We start from the raw sequence: 20239 nt of genomic DNA, 5'->3' as shown, positions 1-20239 counted from the left end.
GCTACATTTGAAAAATTAGTGCGTTTAGGTTTTGCTACAACTTCACTTTGTCATCCTTAATGATACGTTAAGAGGCTTTACTTTTTCTGAAGTGTGCAAAGGTTGAATGTTACCTTGCCAGATCATCTCCTTTGAGGTGCAAAAGGGTAGCATTAACTCGCTACGAAATTCTCCCGAGGTATTTTTAGTTAATTTTAATCGGTAGACGCCCATCATCATCTCTTGTCCTTCAAGTGACAATATCAGCTCCGTAATTTCCTGAGGCAACTCTGGCCAGGATACCGTAATTTCGGTTGCCTTTAGCGGGTGAACGATATCAGCGGCCAACTGAATGCGGGCACCTTGTTGGATACAGGCTTTAGAGTTTAATTGGCATATATCGTCTGTTTGTAAAGCTGAGGTGGTAGCCGTTGCGCTGTTCGGTTCTGTGATGTCAGGTGTGGTGCTTTTAGCGAGAGTGCTGTGATCAGCCCAGAAATGGTCAATAAGCTGAAACGAACCAAAGCCAATAGTAAAGGCGACAAACATTTGAGCCAACGTCGATCGTTTATTGCTTTTTTTGGGTTGCGACATAGACAAACTGTAAATGGTTGTAATGGATTTGTGAATGTTATCATTCTGGTTTTGTGAATAGGCGATTGATGAGGTGATTTTGTGAGGAGGGTAGGTATAACACCCTGTTATTTCACTCAATGGGAATAACAGGGCGTGGCAAGGGCCTATTTAAATGAAACCCTTATGGTTGTTCAGTGCATTTTTCCAGTCCCCATACCAGGGTAATACCCAGTAGCATGGCAACTACGGCATAGCCAATCAGAGCGGGTTGCCCTGTGATCTGCTCAAAGCTGAACGGTGAAAGGTTGTGTTCCTGTAGCGGTACTTGCATACCACTGGAGTTGGTGCGCCAGGTTAAGGTTTCTTTCCATGGCCATATTTTGCTTAGCGTACCGACCATCAATCCCGTTAAGAAAGTCAGTGCAATATCGCGATAGTTACGTATAACCCATGACAGCAGATGTGAGAAGGTCAGCAGACCAATCACGCAGCCGGTAGCAAATAGCGCTAGCGTAGCAATATCCAGCGATTTAGCTGCCGTTAAGATTGGCCCGTACATGCCTAACAGTAACAGAATAAAGCTACCTGAAATTCCCGGCAGGATCATAGCGCAAATGGCAATTGAGCCGGCAATCATGAAATTAAGGGATGTAGGCTCCATATTAAGAGGATGGAGTACCGTTATCCCGTAAGCAAACAGCGCACCGGCGATAATTGCTATGAAGCGGGTGACTTTCCAGGCTTCAATTTGTTTGAACATGTGTACGACAGAGACAATGATCAAACCAAAGAAAAACGACCATAGTGGAATGGGGTGAGTGTGAAGCATCCAGGTAATGAAACGGGCCAGGGTAAAGATACTGGTCAGAATACCGGAGAACAGAACAATTAGAAATGTGCCGTTGATATGCTCGAATGCGGCCTTAAATCCACCTTTACGTAAAATACCAATCAGACTTGGGTTAATACGGCGAATGCTTTCAAGCAGTGTATCGTAAATACCGGTGATAAATGCAATTGTACCACCAGAGACACCCGGAACCACATCGGCAGCCCCCATTGCGGCGCCTTTTAGAAAGGTAAAAAGTTTGCTCATTGTTGTCCGTAATATGTGTTAATGGATCTGTGAAATACAGGTTATGCCAATCGGGATAATGCTCTGAATTAACCAGATAATTGTCCTGATTGGCATTATACCGTGTTGATGTGAAAAATAAGACAATGTTGATGTAAAAAAATGCAATGTCGATCTGAACGTATTCTTTTAACTAAAGACGCGGGTATAAAAAATTCCACCTTTTTTTGACCTTGTTTCGTTTAATTTGTCAGGTTAATAGAGCTTAAAAACAGGGCATTGATACGAAATGAAAATAAAACTGATCCGTTTTGCTTTTGTCGGCGGGATCGGCTTTCTTGTCGACGTGGTAACAATGGCATTGTTATCTCTGTTTATACCTTTGATACCCGCCCGTGCTTTGGCATTCTGGGTTGCGGCATCATCAAACTGGTGGTGGAACCGGCGGATTACATTTAAAAACAGTGATACTAATAAGCCCATTAAGCAATGGACCCGATTTTTGTGCGTTTCCTGCCTAGGTTTTGTGCCAAACTGGGGGTGTTATTGGTGGTTAATGCAATTGGTTGATACTGCAACCATTCAAGTGTCGCTGGAGGCTCTGTTCGGCGCATCGACAGGGAAGGCTGAAAGCTACCAAGCAGAAACTATTATCAGAATTGCAGCATCAGCCTGGCCATTTATCGCAATGGTTCCAGGCATATTATTAGGCATGCTGACCAATTTCATGCTGGCTGAACGCTGGGTTTTTCGCCCTGCTGCAGTGTGATTTTAGCGGTGCAACCACCATTTTTATTGTTTGTCAGATCGAGTTGCCAGCCATATTTACGACAAATATCGTTGGCAATCACCAGCCCTAAACCATACCCCTCGATGCCCCGCGGCTTAGCGCTTAAACCTATGCCGCTATCAATAATTTTGATGGCTTGCGGTGATACATGAATTGTTACCTTGCCATCATCTGTGCAGGCAAACGCATTTTTGACCAAGTTACCAATTAAGATCTTTAAAGTGGTTTCCGGTACTTTCACTCTGATTTCAGCGCTGACTATTACCTCACATACCACGGATTTGTTATCCAGTAAGTGGCTATGTGCTGAAACGATCTGATGTAGCTCCTTTTTATCGAGGCTGCGCAGAGACAGCTTCGACAGATCCTCATCACGGGTGAGGGAGAGCAATGTTGTGACAAAATCATTCATTTCATTACTGGCATGCAATAACCGGTTTCGTTGCTTTTCAATAAAGGCCGGATCATTCGATTGGCCCAGCAATGAAATTGCGCCTTTGATCACCATGAGCGGGGTTCGTAATTCATGGCTGGCGTAGCGATTAAATGATCGCTCGCGTTCAATTGAATCATGGAGCTGCCCCTGGTGAAGATTAAAGCTGTCAACCAGTTGTAGCAGTTCTTTTGTGGCAGTGCCTGATGGCAGGTTTATCGGAGAGTGATCATGAGGTGAACGATTTTTTAGTGCATCGGTTAATTGAGACAAAGGGCTGGTTAATCGTTCTGAAATACGAAGAACCACAACCAGGGTGACGATAAGCAATGCAAAAGAGATTGATAGCTGTTTGGTTTGGGTCCAGAAAGCTTGTTCTTCGCTGAGTTCATAAATCTCATCGAAATGAAGAAGATAAGCGGTTTTCGGTTCACCATTAATCATGAGTTGGGTTTTCATCACGAAATATTCGGTACTCATCGCATTCGTGTGAAATACTTCGAATGCTTGGTCGAGTTGAATATCATCGGGAATGACCATGCCACCAGGCAGACTCTCTTTGCCAATATACGCGTGACCATAGGGCGGAACCGCTATATCAGTTTCTTCACTCTCAGCCAGTAGTTCTTGAGCAACTTGCTTGGTGTAGTTGAGGCGGTTTTGCGCATTTAATTGTTCCACGCCTTCTAGTGCAGAATCGAAGACAGAGAAATGAATCGCAATAATGGCAAATGCTACGATTGAAAAATAGGTGAATGTCAGTTGCTTGGCTGATTTTACTTTCTTCACTCTTTATTCTCATGAATAAGTTGATAGCCCACTTTCGGTACAGTATTGATATAAGCGTGCTTAAAGGGTTTGTCTATTTGGGTGCGTAGCTGATAAATGTGACTTCTCAGCACATTCCCCTCAGGTTCATCATCACCCCATAGCGTTGAAATAACTTCTTCTTTCGTCACGACATTGGGTGCCCTGAGCATCATGAGTTTCAATATGGTAAACAGTGTTGGATTGAGTGAAAATTGACAGTCATTACGGCTGAGAATGTGACTATTCAGATCAAGCTCAAGATCGCCAAAGTTGAGTTTTTTTGTTGCGGCATTACCAATGCGGCGGCGGGTCAGCGATTTTATTCTCGCTTCCAGTATCTCAAGATCAAAAGGTTTTACCAGATAATCATCGGCGCCCAAGGCAAAGCCTTCTAACGTGTCTTCACGAGTATCGCGTGCTGTCAGCATCAGAATTGGGGTGTCGATTCCATGTTCTCGGAGCTTCTGACAAACGGTAAAGCCATTCATTCGAGGCAGCATGACATCCAGGATGATTAAATCGTAATGGTTGTTGCTGGCGAGATCGTAACCATGCTGTCCATTGTTTGCATAATCGAGGGTGTAGCCTTTGATTTCGAAGAAATCGAAAATGACACCTGCAATGTCTTGATGGTCTTCAATGAGAAGTAATTTCATCGTGTTATCAGTGTTCACGCATCTTGAAGTGATTTGGGTATATATGATGGCACATAAAAGGGTGAAAAAAATGTCGATGACCTTTTTCTGACATCTCTGACAGTAAAGTTAATTCAGTCAGAGAAGAGTCACGAAGTAAAAAGGATCTAGTATGTCGACCATTGCTTTGCTATCCCAACATCGGGGTAAGTATCAGAAAGGAAAAGGGGATACACCGTTTGTCTCGATAATTGTTGCTATGTATAACGAAGATGAGGTCATTGAAGCCTGTCATCAGCGAATATGTGCCACGTTAGATACACTCAATGAAAAATGTGAAATTGTGTATGTTGATGATGGCAGCCAGGATAAAAGCTGGGAACTGGTCAGCAACTTTTCCAGTGACAGACATCAACTGACGAGAGTACGATTCAGCCGCAACTTTGGTAAAGAAGCGGCGATGAGCGCTGGGTTACAAGCAGCGACAGGACAGGCAGTGATCCTTATTGATGCGGACTTGCAAGATCCGCCAGAGCTGATCCCGGCCATGGTAGAAAAATGGCTTAGCGGTTTTGATGTTGTGGATATGCAACGTCGGAAACGTCATGGTGAAAGCTGGTTTAAACGCACCACAGCGGCCGTTTTTTACAAATTGATGAATAATCTGTCTGAAATGCCGATCCCGCAAAATGTCGGAGACTTTCGACTGATTGACCGCCGCGTTGTTAACGAAATCAATAAACTTCCTGAACGTACCCGCTTCATGAAAGGGCTGTTTGCATGGCCGGGCTTTCGCCGCACGACAATACGTTTTGACCGTGATCCGCGTAAAGCCGGGGAAACCAAATGGAATTATACCCAACTCGTCCACCTGGCTTTTGAAGGCATCACCTCTTTTAGTACCCGGCCATTAAGAATGGCAACGGGGGCAGGTTTGCTGACCTCGTTCGCTGCCGTTGTGATGGCGATCGTTGTGTTTACTAAAACCATGATTTGGGGCGATCCGGTTGCTGGATATCCGTCGATGATCATGGTGGTGTTGTTATTAGGTGGTGTTCAGCTGTTATCGATTGGTCTGATGGGCGAATACGTAGGGCGACTGTTTATTGAAGCGAAACAGCGGCCCTTGTTTGTGGTTATGGATGAGAAGGTTCAAGACATTAATCCCCATCATGAGGAAGCTAAAGCATAATGTTGAAATTGTTAAAGAAACTATCCCTAACGCAATATGCAATTGCATTGACTGTCATCTCTTTATTGGTGCGTTTTTTGTCACTTGGGCTCTATCCGTTGATGGATACCACAGAAGCCCGCTACGGTGAAATGGCGCGTATCATGTTTGAAACGGGGAATTGGATCACCCCGATGTTTGACTACGGTGTGCCTTTTTGGGGCAAGCCGCCACTTTTCAGCTGGTTGAGTGCCGCGGGTTTTGAGCTTTTTGGCGTGAATGAGTTTGCAGCGCGTGCACCACACGTGGTCGTTGGGGGGCTGATCTTGGGATTGACTTGGTTTATTGCCTCAAATGCAAGCCCCGATAATAAGGTTCGCAAAGATGAGGCCTGGCTCACCACTGCCATTCTGGCAACGAGCTCAGCTTTTATCGTGATTTCCGGTTCGGTCATGACCGATACGGCACTGACATTGGGTATTACGTTAAGCATGGTAGGCTTTTGGCTGTCATGGACAAAGCAGTCAAAGTTTTGGGGATATATGTTCTTTGTCGGCCTTGCAATTGGCATGCTGGCAAAAGGGCCGTTAACAATAGTGCTGGTAGGTATCAGTTTAACCTTATGGCTGTTACCAGATCGGCGTTGGAAACGAATACCTACGTGTTTACCGTGGAAAGGCGGCATTGGTATATTCCTTTTGCTAGCACTACCGTGGTACTTATTAGCAGAATGGAAAAGCCCGGGTTTTCTCAATTACTTTATCATCGGCGAGCACGTTAAACGTTTTATCGTCAGTGGCTGGGAAGGTGACTTGTATGGCACCGCTCATAGAGAGCTGCGTGGCACTATTTGGCTATATTGGCTGCTTGCTGCACTACCATGGTCGCCAGTACTTATTTATCAGGTGGTGCGTTTCTTTAAAGCCGGTCAAGAAGGTGTTGTTTCTGAGCAAGGTTACTTTGGTTTTCTTTGGTGTTGGATGTTATCGCCGCTGATTTTATTTACCTTCGCCGGTAATATTCTATCTAGCTATGTGATGCCGGGTTTACCGGCTTTTGCCCTGTTAGTCGCGGGTTATCATTCCAAGCAACAATTACCAGAAAAAATCTTTAAAATAGGTTTGATTACACCCGTTTTGGTCATAACCGCAGCATTGCTATTAAGATATGATTTGACAGGTAAAGAAGCGGAAAACGTACTGTTGGGGGAGTGGGCTAAGCAACCTGAAGCTTCATCTACTCAGCTTGTTTATTTAGGCCGCCGGCCATTCTCTGCACAGTTTTACTCAGGCGGGAAAGCAAAAAAAGTGACCGGGTCACTTGATGGTATATTGAGTAAAGGGAGTGATTTGGATAAAGACCATGCTTTGAGTAAGCAAGGGGATTTGAATAAACAAGGTGCTTTAAGTGAAATTGATAAGCCTACTTTTCTTGCAATAGATAGATCGCAGGTGCCGCAAGACTTTCTCTGGAATAAGAGTCGCTGTGAATTACGGGCTCAATCGAAAAAGCGTGATTTGGTGTATTGTCAGGGTATTGAGTGATGAGCGGATATGTGATGAAAATCGTATTGTGTGTTTTTTGAACTGTGATTAAGCTAACAAAGCCCTTGATAAATGTATGAAAATATGGCTCCAGTTTATTTGTAAATATCAATTAATGGAGTGATAGCCATGTACAGAGAGCTATTGGGTATACCTGAAGATCACAAGTTCATACGAACTGACATGAAATGGGATATAGGCAAAAAAGTTGACATTGATACTTTTTGGTACGATGAAAAAGATCCAACCGGAAATATTATTGCCAAGTATGTTGTCAAGGTGACGAAATTTATTTATCCACCTAAAAAATCATTGATCAGTTTTAATAAATTCACACCAGACAGTTTATCGTTGTTATCGGCTGGCGAATTACAGCACTAGTTAAGTTTCATCCGAATTATTCAAAGAAAACGAGAATGATATAAAGGGAGTGGCATTTTGCCACTTTCTTTATGTTTATTTTTGTAGTTATTCCTAAGAGTGGGGACTGTTTTAATCTAAGTAAATCCGAGTAAATAGGTAGGGTATTTGTCGATATTGTGCTTTGTTCAACAAAGCTGCATGTTTCATCATACATTATCCCGTTAATGACTTGACGGTATCACTTTGAGCTGCAACAGTATAAGAGGCAGTCAATTTTTTAAATTAGTGAGATTTGTCTGTGAGTTAACCAAGCATATAAAAAGAGTCGCTGATCGTCACTTCCCTATATAACGAGCGACCGTTTGGTTATGGTGTACTAAGATCAAAGGATGATACGGCTATGATACCTAAAGACGCGACACTCCGCGTTGTAAGACCAACTGATAATTTGAAACAAATCGCTTTGATGTATAGCAAAGCGTTGGGTTTTGAAATGGTAAAACAATTTGAAGATCATGATGGATTTGATGGTGTAGTACTCAGCCATTCAAAACACCCTTATCATTTAGAATTTACCCAGGAACGTGGTGTTACTGTTGGCAATGGGCCCTCACAAGATCACCTGCTGGTATTTTATATTGCCTGTAGCCGTGAATGGGAACGGGCATGTCGTGGCATGATTGATGCTGGTTTCAATGTGGCTGACTCGAATAATCCATACTGGGAACGAATCGGTAAAACATTTGAAGATATTGATGGCTATCGCGTCGTGCTACAAAATTGCGACTGGGCGATATAAATACCGCTGGACATTCAAATAAAAGCACAGAATGCCTGTGCTTTTTTGTTTTATATTACAGTATTAAAGATGCGCATTAACATCTCCACAAAATTCTCATAGTTAAGTTGGAAGAGATAACCAACATCATCTTTACTTATATAGACCTAAACGACCTCAAGATGCGAGATTCCGTCTTGGATGGGTTGGGTCTATACAACGGGCTGTTAAGAGTCGGAGAAGATGATGAGAAAGGTGTATGTCGTCGTTTTTGTGGGGTTGATAGCAGGGTTATCGCATGCCGAAGCTTTGCTTATGTCATATGAAGACTACATGGATCGTTGCTTAAATACCTATGGTGAAGATCTGCTCACTAAAAGCGTTTGTGAAAAGCAATATCAGGCTATTGCGAAAAAAGAGCAATCACTGATGGTGAAAACTGAAAGGGGAGTAGACAACCAATGGTTATCGGAACATTCTGAACAACAACAACCCAATGATATTGAATAAATTTATTAACATCACGGTTCTGAGTTCAGGGCGACTTTTATTAAGTTGGAAAAAATCTTGCAGGGTTGCTTGTGAAATACCAGAGTATGATGATTTTCACCTATGACAGCCAAGAGCTGCTCTTCGGCTAATCTTTTTGCGTTCAGACGTTCGTCGGTATTAAAGTAAGCTAATATTGGTGATGTTAATTGTCGGTCAATTTGTTGCAGATCGTAATAGCAACGATTGATGGCCATGTTTTCGATGAATATTGTTTTTGCTTGTTTTAATGTGTTTATTTGAACGTTTTTTGTGTAGACATCGAACAGTATGTCCCACTTCTTGGTCGCGAGTATCCCCATAACGACGTATTCAGGCCTTTCATAGCTCGAAAGTAACATTTTTTCATAGTCATCTCTGATCTGATTGTTATTCAGGTCAGCTCCGTAAATGCCATTTCCATCTATACCATTAAAAAAATCAGTATGTTGCGGTAGTTCTGCACTACTGACTCGCCATTTTGCCAGTAATGCCAGAGCATAATATTCATTGAAAGGCAGTGATATATCTTGCTTTCGTTTATCTGAGGGTTGCTTTGTTGTGTTTTGCTGCTCTAGAGCAAAGAGAGAGGGGATAACGAATATGAGCAGTAAGACTAATAATCCTTTCATGGGATACAGTTTAAGAATGGCAGCGTAAGAATGAAAAACAGCAGCATCTTTGATTAGTGCAGTGACAACAAGTGGCCTTGAATACAAATGCGAATGAATACAAGGAAATATTACACAGTTACACTTTTTTGCACAGGCAGGTTGCGTGTCTCTCTCAAATTTGTTGTTTACCTTCTGATGATCAAAATTGAGGAGTAATTGCTATGTTATAAAGGTGGGGTTGTTCAGGTTAGATTTAGTTTCTCCTTGTAATATTGCGTGGGTATTGTAAACAAGAAAGAAATATTGAATTCCATTATTAGTTTATTGCTTATGTTATGAATAAATGATAGTTGGCTGGGTAAAGCATGGCGCTGAAAATTTGGATTTTGGTGCTTACTGGTTGGATAAATGATGCAAGAAAGGTTTTTTGAAGTTCTGCTAGCGGTTGCTGCTATTATTATAGCCATTGGTTTATTTATGGCAGCGGTATCGGCATAATAACCGCTATAACGATTGAAATAAAATTATTGGCAAAGATAGCACCAATAAAGGTGCTATATCATCCGTATGTAACTTTTCTGCAAACAGGCCGTTTTGTTACGAAATAGGCAGTAACAAGATGACTTCTACGCCTTTGTTGTCAGATCTATTACGTAACCGGATGCTGCCCAGGTGATATTCGGATATTAATCGAGCGATAAATAAGCCCAGACCTAAGTGTGGCTTGGTTTGTTTATCTTGCGTACGAACAGATACCATTGAGTTGAGCAGTTGATCGGCCATGTTTTCTGGCAATAGCGGGCCTTGGTTACTCACCACCAGACGTGCTTCATTGTTGTGCTGATCCAGACTTACTTCAATTGGGTCTTGGTTCCGGCTGAATTCTTCTGCATTGGCTATCAATTTATCCAGCAGTTGTGCAAGGTAGTCAGGCGCGCCGTTAATCATGATTGCGGAATCAGGCACTTTCACGTTAAAAGTCTGATCCGGATATGCCATCTGATAACCCTGCATACAGCCTGAAACCATCTCATTGAGTGGAAAATACTCTTTTTCTGCGCCCTGCAAGCTCTGCTCAATCCGCGTTGCTTCGGTCATATTTGACAGAATGGTGCTTAAGCGATGAATGCCATCATGAGCCCGGGCAATATAACGTTGCGAATCTTCATCTTGATTCTGCATCGATAAGTTTTCAATCGATGAGCGTACCACTGCTACCGGCGTTCTGAGCTCATGAGACAATCGAGAAGATAAGTTTTCCAGGTAATGATTGTATTGACTCAAACGACCGACCATTGCCGCTAAGCTACGCGATAAATCACCGATTTCGTCAGTCCCGTTGGTTGGCGAGATGGTTTTTTTAATCCGTCCCTGGCTGTCTATCGCTTGTTCTGCTTCATCGCGGAGCAAACGAATACGTGATGAAATATTAGATGCAAATAAGAATAGAGTAATCGTCCCAATTGCAATGATTGCCAGAATGACATTGAACAGTTTTTCCAGTGCACGATTACGCAGAGTCTGAATTCCATTGGTGGATTCTTCTGCCACAACCGCTCCCATCACATTGTCACCCAGCCAGATTGGATAAGCGGCAGCTAAGATCATTGCATTGCTGTCTTCTGATAAACGCCAGTGAGAATAGCCTCGGCCTTGCAGTGCCTGAGATATATGAACCCCTTTCAGATAAGCGGCATCTTGATGGGAATCGACAAAATCGACTGGCTCTGAAATCAGGAATTTATAATAAAGCGGGTGCAAAAAACGCTCTTCGAAATGAGACCACCAGGAGTCAGTCTCTTCACCATATTTGATGGATGTAGACCACACACCGTTTGACTCCTGAATATCGCCGGTTTGTGCTAAAACCCGCTGGTGGCGATCAATGATCCAGATACGAGAACTGGTGTGCCCCATGCCTTTCAAAATATTGTCAATTTCAGGCGAGGGTATTAAGATCGTCCCAAGGCGATTAAGATGTGAAGTGTTTGAAGTTCCAATGATGGTGTCGATTTCTCGATCACGCTCATTATTGACATCATAAAAGGCAAATCCTAATTTACTGCCAAGCAAAGCTAATGGAATGCGTAGTTCTAAGTTGTAGCCTTGCTCAGTCGTTCGCCAGTAGCCCTGAATGTTACTTTCCGCAACCAGAGTTGCAGAGGCAATACTGGTTGGATCGGTACTTGATCGTTGAGTATCACTCTGCTTGCTATCAGTATATTTTTCTGAAATCTGAAATGCGTTTACCCAGCCGTCTTCATAAGGAGAAATAACATAGCGCTGGAAGTCGCCATCTGATGTTGTCATTGCAATGACAAGATGATCATTGCGATCAACCCGTATGGCGTCGGTACGACGCATCACCGGCTGCTTATCTTCTACCGCAAAGACCGCATACAGGTAACCTTGATATTTACCGACCATATGTTTAAAGCTGATGCTGTTTGTCGTATAAGGTCGGCGGCTGAACTGGACATGATCGCGGCCATAGGCCATCATTTTGTCGCCATAATCCGTCCAGTCACTGATTATACCGTCGAGCTTTATCGGATTATGTAGCTCGTAGGCATACAGATCTCGGCCTTTTTTAACGGACTTCAAGAAACTCGCCTGACGATTAAACAGTTTAGGGCGTTCATTTAGTGCTGTAGCCACCGCTCGGGTGGTGCCGATCAGCGTCTGCTCTTGCCCTTGACGTAACAGCTTTTCCATTTCCCAGACATATTTATATCCAAGCCAGGGTAAGATCAGCAGGAAACTGGAAATCAAAATGACTTTGGTACGCAGACCAAGACGCAATTCAAACATAAGACTTATGATCCCCAACGATAGCCCATACCATAAACGGTATGGATGCAGTCAAATGCGGCATCACTTTGCACAAACTTCTTACGAACACGTTTTACGTGAGATGTGATCGTACTGTCATCAACGACGACCTGTGCTTCTTGCATTAAGTCATTACGACTCTTGACGTGTCCGGGGCGTTTGGCGAGCGCGTAGATCATCCAGAACTCAGTTACCGTCAGCTCGATCGGTTGCTGTTTCCAGAACACCTGCATTTTGTTTTTGTCGATGGTCAGCGAACCTTGTTCAATCAAGCTCTCTTGATCTGTCGGGATTGCCATTAAATCGCTGCGTCGAAAAAGGGCGGCAATACGAGCAATTAGGTGAGGCAGGCTAACGTCTTTCGTCAGGTAGTCATCGGCACCCATTCGTAAGCCGCAGACGGTATCAAAGTCACTGTCACGGGCGGTTAAAAAGATAATCGGAACAGTAGGTGACATCGCGCGTAACGATTGGCACAGGGAAAAACCACCATCGATTTCATCTTGCAGACCAATGTCAATAATAGCGAGGTCGGGTAAACGTTGCTCAAATGCAGCAAGCGCACTCGGGCGATTATCATAGCCTTGTACACTGTATCCATGCTTTTTTAATACATCGATGTAGTTTTCACGGATTGCAGCTTCATCTTCGACTATGGCAATTCTTTTCATGGGTTCCCTTGTATAACGTTGGTCTTTTAGAACGTGCTTGCCGTTTTATGTGCTGACTATACAACAAAAAGTTAGCTAAAAAAGCACCGAAAACAGATTGCCATTTTTCTGCCACATTTGATCACCACATTGCCTTTTTTCATCCCCGGTATTGCCAGAACAGTTTGGTTTAATGACCTCATCGAAACGGGAACACTTGTTTCAACAAGACCGTTAGTTTTAACAACAGATCCAGAACAACTGATGAGGAAAACAAAATGAAAAAGCAGCTTATCTCAACAATGATCGCCACCACTCTGGTTGCTTCAGCGATTGCACCATGTGTACAGGCAAGTGAAACCGATGCCACACAGGATCACTACATCGTCGCCGAGCAGGAACAACTTATTGGTTTAGGCTCGGGAGCCGCGCTGGGCGCACTAGTCGGCGGTCCGGCAGGTGCCATGATTGGTGCGATTGTAGGCGGCATCGTCGGTACGACTGTCGGTCAAGATGAGTACATTAAGTCACAAGATGAAGAGCTGATGGAACTATCTGCACGTAATACTGAACTAGAGCGAGTCAGTCAGAAATTTAACCAGGCCCAAACTGAGATTGCTCATCTGCAGCAAGATCTGCAAGTGCAAAGGGATGAACAGCGGGAGTTAGATTTAGCTCTTGAGACGAATGTGCACTTCCGTACCGGTTCAGATTTGATTGAACCTCATTTTCAGCAGCAGCTTGATGAATTGGCAGAATTAATGAAGCAAGCACCGGAAGTAAAATGGCTGCTGTCGGGTTACGCCGATCGCCGTGGTAACAGTCAGAAGAATCTGGTCTTATCCATGCGTCGTGTGGATGCTGTTAGTGAATATCTGGAAGCCCGTGGTGTTGAGCGTGACCAGTTTGACGTAGAAGCCTATGGCGATTTAGAACCGATTAAACCAGAACAAAACTTTGAAAATGACTTCTTTGACCGTCGTGTCACGCTGCGTAGTGAACAGCCTGATATGCGTACCGCCCATATGCAATAACTGCCGAGGATGCATTTGATGAATGAAAATACATCGGAGGCACCTGGCTGGGTGCTTCCAATTGTAATCATTGTGCTGTTGACAATGCAGCTATCGCTGAAAGCCGAAGATGTACGGGCGCAGCAGATTGATACGCTCCATGGTGAAACACTTGATCTAGTCGCTGATAAAAAGAGCGATGAACTCTATTGGCACGAGCTGAGTGGATCCGAACAAAATCAGCATGAGCTATATAGGTATTTTTAAAAGTTAATCGCTTAAAAAATAATGATTATAGATCATTGGTCATGAGTTGTGCTTTGTCATATGGGGGAGTTAAGGGTGATGAATTCAGCGCAGGGTGTCCAGTATGGCAGTAGAATTAGAAAACTCGATTTTAATGTAAAACACACTATTTGCCTGATTAGACAACGGTTATTACATGCATGTTTAATGGATGAGCATCAGATGATGACAGTAGTGCTCAAGCTGTCTGTTGTCCATTTAAGTCTGGTTTATTGCTGATTTAAAGGCGTACTAGTACTTCATCAAAAACGTATTGACGAGTTCAGTCACCAAACTTCGTCATTCCGTAAAGTGAGGAACGAACTTATACGGAATCTAAGGAGTACTCGGTAAGAACTGGATCCCGGATATCTCGTACCTCGATTCCGGGATGACATGTTTAGGAGCTTCAACGATGCATAATTTATGTGAAAGCCGCGTTTAATGGCATAGTTATTTTAGCTGTATCTGAAAGCGTTATTGCGTGATGACTTCGCGCAAACGATCCTGAACCACTTCGACCAGTAAATCCGGTTGAAATTTTGAAATAAAGCGGTTACAGCCCACTTTTTCCACCATGGCTTCGTTAAAGCTGCCGCTTAAAGAGGTATTCAATGCGATATGAAGATCTTTCATACGAGGATCATTTCGCACTTCGTTGGTGAGTTTATAACCATCCATTTCAGGCATTTCGGCATCGGTAAACATCATCAAGATTTCATCATTGATGTTCTTACCTTCGTCACACCAGCCTTTCAGCATGTTAAGGGCTTTCAGGCCATTGCTGGCTTCGATAACCTCGACGCCAAGTTGAGCCAGGGTTTCGCGGATCTGAGCTCGGGCCGTTGACGAATCATCGACAATTAAGATTTTTTGACCATGGAGATGGCTGACAATCGTGTCGTCGAGTACGTCCTCAGATATCTGGATATTGTAGTCAATAATTTCAGCCAGCACTTTTTCAACATCAATGATGCTTACGATGCGCTGAATACCTTCCCGTTCAAGTTTGGTGATCGCCGTTAGGTAATTATTTCGGCCAACCTGATCCGGTGGTGGTTGGATATCTTTCCAGGTCATGTTGACAATATTCATGACTTGGCCCACCAAGAACGCCTGAACAGTGCGGTTATATTCAGTAATGATCATGTTGCAATCGGGGGTTTGCTCAGTGCTTCTCATTCCAATCGCACCGCGCAGATCAATAACAGGAATAGAAATGCCGCGGATATTTGCGACACCACAAATATTAGGATGAGAGCCAGGCAAAGTGTGAAGATGCGGAAGTTTCACGACTTCTTTTACTTTAAAGACATTAATGGCAAAGAGTTGTGAAGTATTCAGTTGGAAGATTAAAAGTTCAAGCCGGTTTTCACCAACAAGCTGCGTACGTTGATCAACAGAGTCTAAAATATTGGCCATAATCTGTCCGGGAAATCACTGAATAATTAAAGTTATCATTAAATTATAAAATGACATGAGTGGTAAAGTCACGTCCTATCTGCGTCTGTTAGACGAAGATCAACCTACAGAGGCGGGGGATTATGAAAAGAGCGCTTCTTACCTGTTGAGAATAATGGCCATTTGCATTCATGTGTAAAAGTTATAGAAATGTAAGATTTCAGTGTTTTAAATCAAAGAATTTTATGCTGCATTTGATACGTTTGGGAGATAATAACAAATTGATGATTTTTCCCCCAATCATCCTCGCGCAACTGCTATTCGCACAATTGCTGCTATTTGCACAAGGCGAAGTTTAAGAAGCAATGGGTCACTGAAACCAAAAGAACATTCGTCTACAGAATGCCTTTTGGCTATTGGTGATCACTATGATGCATTGCCGAGAAAAACAATGAGGCAATCAATGATAAATGTCACGATAGATGAACAGATTTATACCGTCGATGCACAACAGACCCTGCTCGACGTTGCAACACGCTGCAAAATTGAAATTCCGTCACTGTGTGGATTAAACAAAAGTGGCGAAAAAGACCCATGCGGGTTATGCGTAGTCGATGTCGAAGGGCTGGGCATTCGACGATCATGTGAAATCAAACCCGTTGAAGGTATGACGGTGACGACCGTCTCTGATGAGCTTTCGTCGCTGCGTCAAAAAGCACTCAATCGAATTTTGTCAGATCACTATGCGGATTGTGAAGCGCCATGCCAGACTGCTTGTCCCGCTGGCGTGGATATTCAGTCGTATTTGTACCATATCTCTCAAAATGATCATCAAAAAGCCGTAGAGGTGATCAAGCGAACTCTGCCTATGCCATTGTCGATTGGACGTGTCTGTCCGGCTTTCTGTGAAACAGAATGTCGTCGAGGGCTGGTGGATGAACCGTTAGCAATCAGACAGCTCAAACGCCATGCCGCCGATATTGATCTGGCAGCACAAGAAAACTATGTACCGGAGAAAAAACCAGCTAAAGGCAAATCAATCGCGGTGGTCGGTAGCGGCCCGGGCGGTTTAACCTGTGGTTATTATCTGACTAATGAAGGTTATGACGTTACTGTTTACGAGTCGATGCCAGAAGCTGGTGGCTGGCTCCGCTACGGGATCCCGGAATACCGTTTACCAAAAGCTATTTTAAATAAAGAAATTGAGCTGATGTGCCGCAACGGCCTGCAGGTTGAGACATCGAAAAAGCTTGGTATCGACTTCACACTGTCTCAGTTAACCAAAGACTTTGATGCCGTTTGCCTCGCGGTTGGCGCATCGAAAGCCGTCGAAATGAATTACCCGGGTAGCGATCTTAACGGTTGCTACCTGGGCGTCGATTACCTGAAAGATTATGTGACCGAGCAGCGTTTTACTACCGGTAAGAAAGTGGCCGTGATCGGCGGCGGTAATACCGCCATTGACTGTGCCCGAACAGCCGTTCGAGACGGGGCCGATACAACGTTAATTTATCGACGTACCCGCGATGAAATGCCAGCGGAAGATTATGAGATTGTTGAGGCCGAACATGAAGGGGTAAAATTCCACTTCTTAACTAATCCGGCTGAAAATATTGCCGATGACCAGGGGCGTGTTTGCAACGTTAAACTGGAGAAAATGGCATTAGGTGAAGCGGATGCGTCTGGTCGTCGCAGGCCTGAAGCAACCGGAGAGTTCTTTACTGAAGCTTTCGATACCGTGATCGCGGCGGTATCGCAAAAGCCGGATCTTGATTTCCTTGAAGGTGAAAAGCTGGAGCTGCCGGTGACCCGCTGGTTAACGCAAGAATCTGATCCGAATACCATGCACTCAGGCCTGGAGAATATCTTCAGTATCGGTGACTTCCGCAGAGGTCCGGCGACTGCCATTGAAGCCGTTGCAGATGGCCGCATTGCTGCCGAGGCGATCGATCGCTTCTTTAATGGTGATATGGAACAGATTCCGGTTAAACCATTCAACTCGCAAAAAGAAAGCAAACTGAAGCAGGTCGATCCTGAACACTTTGCCGGTATTAAAAAAGCGATGCGTTCTGTGATGCCGGAATTAAGTAATGCAGACCGTGCGCTTAGTTTTAGCGAAGTGGAAACCGGGTTTAGCAATGAAGAAGCGATGCGCGAAGCTGCTCGCTGTCTGGAGTGCGGTTGCCAGGCGAATACCGATTGTAAGTTGCGTGACTATGCGACCGAATATGAGGTTGCCGAAACCAATCTCACTAACGAAAGCCGCCAGAAATTCAGTGTTGATGATAGCTCGGAATTTATCGTTTTTGATGCCAATCGCTGCATCAGCTGTGGCCAGTGTGTCCAAGCCTGTAATGAACAAGCGGTACACGGTGTACTAAGCTTCTCATCAGATGCTACCGTCAGCTGTTCTGACGATAGCGAAACCCATGCAAACCGTCCCGCATGCCGTCCGGGCTTTGATAACGGTTACAGTATGGGCGATTCTAATTGTGTGCAATGTGGCGCCTGTGTTCAGGTTTGTCCGACCGGGGCACTCGTAGACAGCCGGGATAAGTCGCAAGGCCGAATTGAAATGCTGACCCCCGTCGATACCATTTGTACCTATTGCGGCGTCGGGTGTAAGTTGACCATGTTTGTTGACGAATCTCTAAACCAGATCCGTTACGTGCAAGGTGCAAAAGATTCCCCGGTGAATCAGGGAATGCTGTGTGTCAAAGGTCGCTTCGGATTTGATTTCGTTCATAGCAAAGAGCGCCTGAGCACACCGTTGATCCGCAGAGATGGCCAACTGCAACCTGCAAGCTGGGAAGATGCATTAGCGCTGGTATCGGATAAGCTGAAGGGGATTAAAACCCAGCACGGCGGCAATGCCTTAGCAGGGTTCTCATCGGCCAAAACGACCAATGAAGATAATTATGCCTTCCAGAAGTTCATTCGCCGTGAATTGGGCACCAATAATGTCGATCACTGCGCGCGACTTTGCCATGCATCGACAGTGACAGGCCTTGAAGCGTCTATTGGCAGTGGCGCGATGACCAATGATATCCCAAGTATTCAGCACTCTGATGTGGTGTTTATTATTGGCTCAGATACAACTTCTGCTCACCCGATCATTGCTTCTCATATCAAGCAAGCCATTCGCCATGGCAAGGCGCGGTTAATTGTTGCTGATCCAAAACGTATCGATATTGCCGAGCACTCAGAGATCTATGTGGCGCATCGTCCGGGTACGGACGTGATGTTGCTGAACGGCATCATGCAGCAAATCATTCAGCATGGCTGGCATGACCAGGCTTATATTGCCGAGCGTGTTGAAGGTTTCGATGCGTTAAAAGCAGAAGTGATGCGTGAAGAATATGCTCCCGATAAAATCGAGCTGATCACCGGTGTTAAGGCATCTGATGTGATCAGAATGGCGGAAATGATCGGTAAAGCCGAGCGTACAGCGGTTTATTACTCAATGGGTATTACCCAGCATACAACGGGTCACGATAACGTCCGCTCCATTGCTAACCTGCAACTGCTGTGTGGCAACATTGGTATTGAAGGAGGAGGCATTAACCCATTACGCGGCCAGTCAAATGTACAGGGGGCCTGTGATATGGGCGCCTTGCCTGATAACCTCCCGGGTTATCAGAAAGTCTATTTGCCTGAAGTTCACGCCAAGTTTGCTGACGCATGGAATAAACCGGATTTGTCGAAAGAGCCAGGTCTCACTCTGACTGAAATTATTGATGCCGCGTGCCACGATCAAGTCAAAGGTTTATATGTGATGGGTGAAAACCCGGTACTGAGCGATCCTAATCAGGCGCATGTCATTGAAGCACTGGAAAAGCTGGACTTCTTAGTCGTACAGGATATTTTTCTGACAGAAACGGCGCAGTATGCAGATGTGGTGTTGCCGTCTTGTTCATTTGCTGAAAAATCGGGTAACTTCACCAATACTGAGCGACGGGTACAGCGTATTTCTCCGGCGGTGAATCCACCGGGTGAAGCCAAAGAAGACTGGTGGATCATCCAGAGCATCGCGAATGCAATGGGCAGTGACTGGAACTATCAGTCGGTGCAGGATATTACCGAAGAGATCACCCAAGTAACACCTCAGTATGCGGGTATTACCTGGCAACGTGTCGGTAAAGAGGGGGTTCAATGGCCATGTAATGACAATGCGCCCGCAGGCACCCGTATCATGCATACCGAGCAGTTTACCCGTGGTAAAGGCGAAATGACGGCAATACCGTTCCGTTATGCTGCAGAATTGCCTGATGACGAATACCCGTTAATACTGACAACTGGTCGTCTGTTAGAGCAATTCCATACCGGTACCATGACACGCAAAACGAAAGGGTTAAATAACCTGGCAGGGCCGCGGGCCATGATCTCGGTAGCGGATGCTGAGCGGTTAGGTATTCATAACGGCGAAATGCTAAGAGTGTCGACACGTCGAGGCAGTATTGAAACGCCAGCTTTTGTAACGAAGCGAATGCAAGAGGGGGTGGTCTTCGTGCCTTTCCACTTTGCGGAATCACCAGCTAACCGATTGACCACAACGGCCACTGATCCACATGCCAAAATTCCGGAGTTTAAAGTGGCTGCGGTGAAGGTAGAGAAAGTCGAGGAGTTGGCAACCGTATAAGTTTCATTCACCGATTTAATATTACTCTGTGAACCCATAAAACCACCAATAGCTTGTTATTGGTGGTTTTTTCTACATAAAGGATAGCTATCCTGATGATCTCACGCTATCAATAATGAAATA

General features: G+C 44.5%; 17 protein-coding genes. 9 read left to right on the top strand and 8 right to left on the bottom strand.

The window, feature by feature from the left end:
• Positions 1–42: 42 nt before the first annotated feature.
• Together L4D76_RS16540 and L4D76_RS16535 are read right to left on the bottom strand one after the other, a co-directional pair.
• Complete coding sequence (locus L4D76_RS16540) at positions 43–573, bottom strand: hypothetical protein (protein ID WP_428442002.1); 531 nt, start codon at positions 571–573, stop codon at positions 43–45.
• A 163-nt stretch (positions 574–736) separates the two neighbouring features.
• A complete protein-coding gene (locus L4D76_RS16535) occupies positions 737–1651 on the bottom strand; it encodes a polyprenyl-phosphate transporter (protein WP_428442001.1) in 915 nt (304 codons plus the stop codon).
• A gap of 268 nt (positions 1652–1919) precedes the next feature.
• On the opposite strand from L4D76_RS16535, the gene L4D76_RS16530 reads away from it, so the two are divergent.
• Positions 1920–2399 (top strand): GtrA family protein, encoded by a 480-nt coding sequence (locus tag L4D76_RS16530; RefSeq protein WP_428442000.1) that lies wholly within the window; start codon positions 1920–1922, stop codon positions 2397–2399.
• On the opposite strand, the gene L4D76_RS16525 is transcribed toward L4D76_RS16530, so the two are convergent.
• The gene (locus tag L4D76_RS16525; RefSeq protein WP_428441999.1) at positions 2356–3642 is read right to left on the bottom strand and encodes a sensor histidine kinase; all 1287 of its coding nucleotides are present in this window, start codon (positions 3640–3642) and stop codon (positions 2356–2358) included. The two genes, L4D76_RS16530 and L4D76_RS16525, sit on opposite strands and share 44 nt — an antisense overlap.
• A complete protein-coding gene (locus tag L4D76_RS16520; protein WP_428441998.1) occupies positions 3639–4319 on the bottom strand; it encodes a response regulator transcription factor in 681 nt (226 codons plus the stop codon). The genes L4D76_RS16525 and L4D76_RS16520 overlap by 4 nt, the downstream gene beginning before the upstream one ends.
• Before the next feature lie 151 nt (positions 4320–4470).
• On the opposite strand from L4D76_RS16520, the gene L4D76_RS16515 reads away from it, so the two are divergent.
• From L4D76_RS16515 to L4D76_RS16495, 5 genes are all read left to right on the top strand, one after another.
• Positions 4471–5490: a glycosyltransferase family 2 protein gene (locus L4D76_RS16515; protein ID WP_428441997.1), complete on the top strand. Its 1020-nt coding sequence runs from the start codon at positions 4471–4473 to the stop codon at positions 5488–5490.
• Complete coding sequence (locus L4D76_RS16510) at positions 5490–7013, top strand: ArnT family glycosyltransferase (RefSeq protein ID WP_428441996.1); 1524 nt, start codon at positions 5490–5492, stop codon at positions 7011–7013. The genes L4D76_RS16515 and L4D76_RS16510 overlap by 1 nt, the downstream gene beginning before the upstream one ends.
• A 129-nt stretch (positions 7014–7142) precedes the next feature.
• Positions 7143–7394 (top strand): hypothetical protein, encoded by a 252-nt coding sequence (locus L4D76_RS16505; protein WP_428441995.1) that lies wholly within the window; start codon positions 7143–7145, stop codon positions 7392–7394.
• Positions 7395–7776: 382 nt separating this feature from the next.
• Positions 7777–8175: a VOC family protein gene (locus L4D76_RS16500; RefSeq protein ID WP_428441994.1), complete on the top strand. Its 399-nt coding sequence runs from the start codon at positions 7777–7779 to the stop codon at positions 8173–8175.
• 222 nt (positions 8176–8397) lie between these two features.
• The gene (locus L4D76_RS16495) at positions 8398–8664 is read left to right on the top strand and encodes a hypothetical protein (RefSeq protein WP_428441993.1); all 267 of its coding nucleotides are present in this window, start codon (positions 8398–8400) and stop codon (positions 8662–8664) included.
• Positions 8665–8675: 11 nt separating this feature from the next.
• On the opposite strand, the gene L4D76_RS16490 is transcribed toward L4D76_RS16495, so the two are convergent.
• The 3 genes from L4D76_RS16490 to pdsR all read right to left on the bottom strand — a co-directional run bounded on the left by L4D76_RS16490 (position 8676) and on the right by pdsR (position 12799).
• Positions 8676–9314: a hypothetical protein gene (locus L4D76_RS16490; RefSeq protein ID WP_428441992.1), complete on the bottom strand. Its 639-nt coding sequence runs from the start codon at positions 9312–9314 to the stop codon at positions 8676–8678.
• 579 nt (positions 9315–9893) lie between these two features.
• Positions 9894–12107: a proteobacterial dedicated sortase system histidine kinase gene (gene pdsS, locus L4D76_RS16485; RefSeq protein WP_428441991.1), complete on the bottom strand. Its 2214-nt coding sequence runs from the start codon at positions 12105–12107 to the stop codon at positions 9894–9896.
• Between the two features lie 5 nt (positions 12108–12112).
• Positions 12113–12799 (bottom strand): proteobacterial dedicated sortase system response regulator, encoded by a 687-nt coding sequence (pdsR, locus tag L4D76_RS16480; RefSeq protein WP_428441990.1) that lies wholly within the window; start codon positions 12797–12799, stop codon positions 12113–12115.
• Between the two features lie 257 nt (positions 12800–13056).
• Here pdsR and pdsO point away from each other — a divergent pair, with 257 nt between their 5' ends.
• Positions 13057–13812 carry a sortase-associated OmpA-like protein PdsO gene (pdsO, locus tag L4D76_RS16475; protein WP_428441989.1) on the top strand — a complete coding sequence of 252 codons (756 nt, stop codon included), beginning with the start codon at positions 13057–13059 and terminating at the stop codon, positions 13810–13812.
• An 18-nt stretch (positions 13813–13830) separates the two neighbouring features.
• Positions 13831–14058: a hypothetical protein gene (locus L4D76_RS16470; RefSeq protein ID WP_428441988.1), complete on the top strand. Its 228-nt coding sequence runs from the start codon at positions 13831–13833 to the stop codon at positions 14056–14058.
• Between the two features lie 495 nt (positions 14059–14553).
• On the opposite strand, the gene L4D76_RS16465 is transcribed toward L4D76_RS16470, so the two are convergent.
• Entirely contained in the window at positions 14554–15498 is a 945-nt protein-coding gene (locus tag L4D76_RS16465; RefSeq protein ID WP_428441987.1) for a chemotaxis protein CheV, read from the bottom strand.
• Positions 15499–15940: 442 nt separating this feature from the next.
• Between L4D76_RS16465 and fdhF the strand changes: the two genes are divergently transcribed.
• Positions 15941–20116: a formate dehydrogenase subunit alpha gene (gene fdhF / locus L4D76_RS16460; RefSeq protein ID WP_428441986.1), complete on the top strand. Its 4176-nt coding sequence runs from the start codon at positions 15941–15943 to the stop codon at positions 20114–20116.
• Positions 20117–20239: the final 123 nt, after the last annotated feature.

It is taken from the genome of Photobacterium sagamiensis (assembly GCF_050337085.1).
Taxonomy (GTDB): Bacteria; Pseudomonadota; Gammaproteobacteria; order Enterobacterales; family Vibrionaceae; genus Photobacterium; species Photobacterium sagamiensis.
This window is presented reverse-complemented; position numbering and strand designations above follow the sequence as displayed.

What these genes read in the sequence shown, in the direction of transcription:
- pdsO (WP_428441989.1), top strand. Translation starts at nt 13,057, where the DNA reads ATGAAAAAGCAGCTTATCTCAACAATGATCGCCACCACTCTGGTTGCT.
- L4D76_RS16470 (WP_428441988.1), top strand. Translation starts at nt 13,831, where the DNA reads ATGAATGAAAATACATCGGAGGCACCTGGCTGGGTGCTTCCAATTGTA.
- L4D76_RS16515 (WP_428441997.1), top strand. Translation starts at nt 4,471, where the DNA reads ATGTCGACCATTGCTTTGCTATCCCAACATCGGGGTAAGTATCAGAAA.
- L4D76_RS16465 (WP_428441987.1), bottom strand. Translation starts at nt 15,498, where the DNA reads ATGGCCAATATTTTAGACTCTGTTGATCAACGTACGCAGCTTGTTGGT.
- L4D76_RS16535 (WP_428442001.1), bottom strand. Translation starts at nt 1,651, where the DNA reads ATGAGCAAACTTTTTACCTTTCTAAAAGGCGCCGCAATGGGGGCTGCC.
- pdsR (WP_428441990.1), bottom strand. Translation starts at nt 12,799, where the DNA reads ATGAAAAGAATTGCCATAGTCGAAGATGAAGCTGCAATCCGTGAAAAC.
- fdhF (WP_428441986.1), top strand. Translation starts at nt 15,941, where the DNA reads ATGATAAATGTCACGATAGATGAACAGATTTATACCGTCGATGCACAA.
- L4D76_RS16495 (WP_428441993.1), top strand. Translation starts at nt 8,398, where the DNA reads ATGATGAGAAAGGTGTATGTCGTCGTTTTTGTGGGGTTGATAGCAGGG.
- L4D76_RS16530 (WP_428442000.1), top strand. Translation starts at nt 1,920, where the DNA reads ATGAAAATAAAACTGATCCGTTTTGCTTTTGTCGGCGGGATCGGCTTT.
- L4D76_RS16540 (WP_428442002.1), bottom strand. Translation starts at nt 573, where the DNA reads ATGTCGCAACCCAAAAAAAGCAATAAACGATCGACGTTGGCTCAAATG.
- L4D76_RS16505 (WP_428441995.1), top strand. Translation starts at nt 7,143, where the DNA reads ATGTACAGAGAGCTATTGGGTATACCTGAAGATCACAAGTTCATACGA.
- L4D76_RS16520 (WP_428441998.1), bottom strand. Translation starts at nt 4,319, where the DNA reads ATGAAATTACTTCTCATTGAAGACCATCAAGACATTGCAGGTGTCATT.
- L4D76_RS16500 (WP_428441994.1), top strand. Translation starts at nt 7,777, where the DNA reads ATGATACCTAAAGACGCGACACTCCGCGTTGTAAGACCAACTGATAAT.
- L4D76_RS16510 (WP_428441996.1), top strand. Translation starts at nt 5,490, where the DNA reads ATGTTGAAATTGTTAAAGAAACTATCCCTAACGCAATATGCAATTGCA.
- pdsS (WP_428441991.1), bottom strand. Translation starts at nt 12,107, where the DNA reads ATGTTTGAATTGCGTCTTGGTCTGCGTACCAAAGTCATTTTGATTTCC.
- L4D76_RS16490 (WP_428441992.1), bottom strand. Translation starts at nt 9,314, where the DNA reads ATGAAAGGATTATTAGTCTTACTGCTCATATTCGTTATCCCCTCTCTC.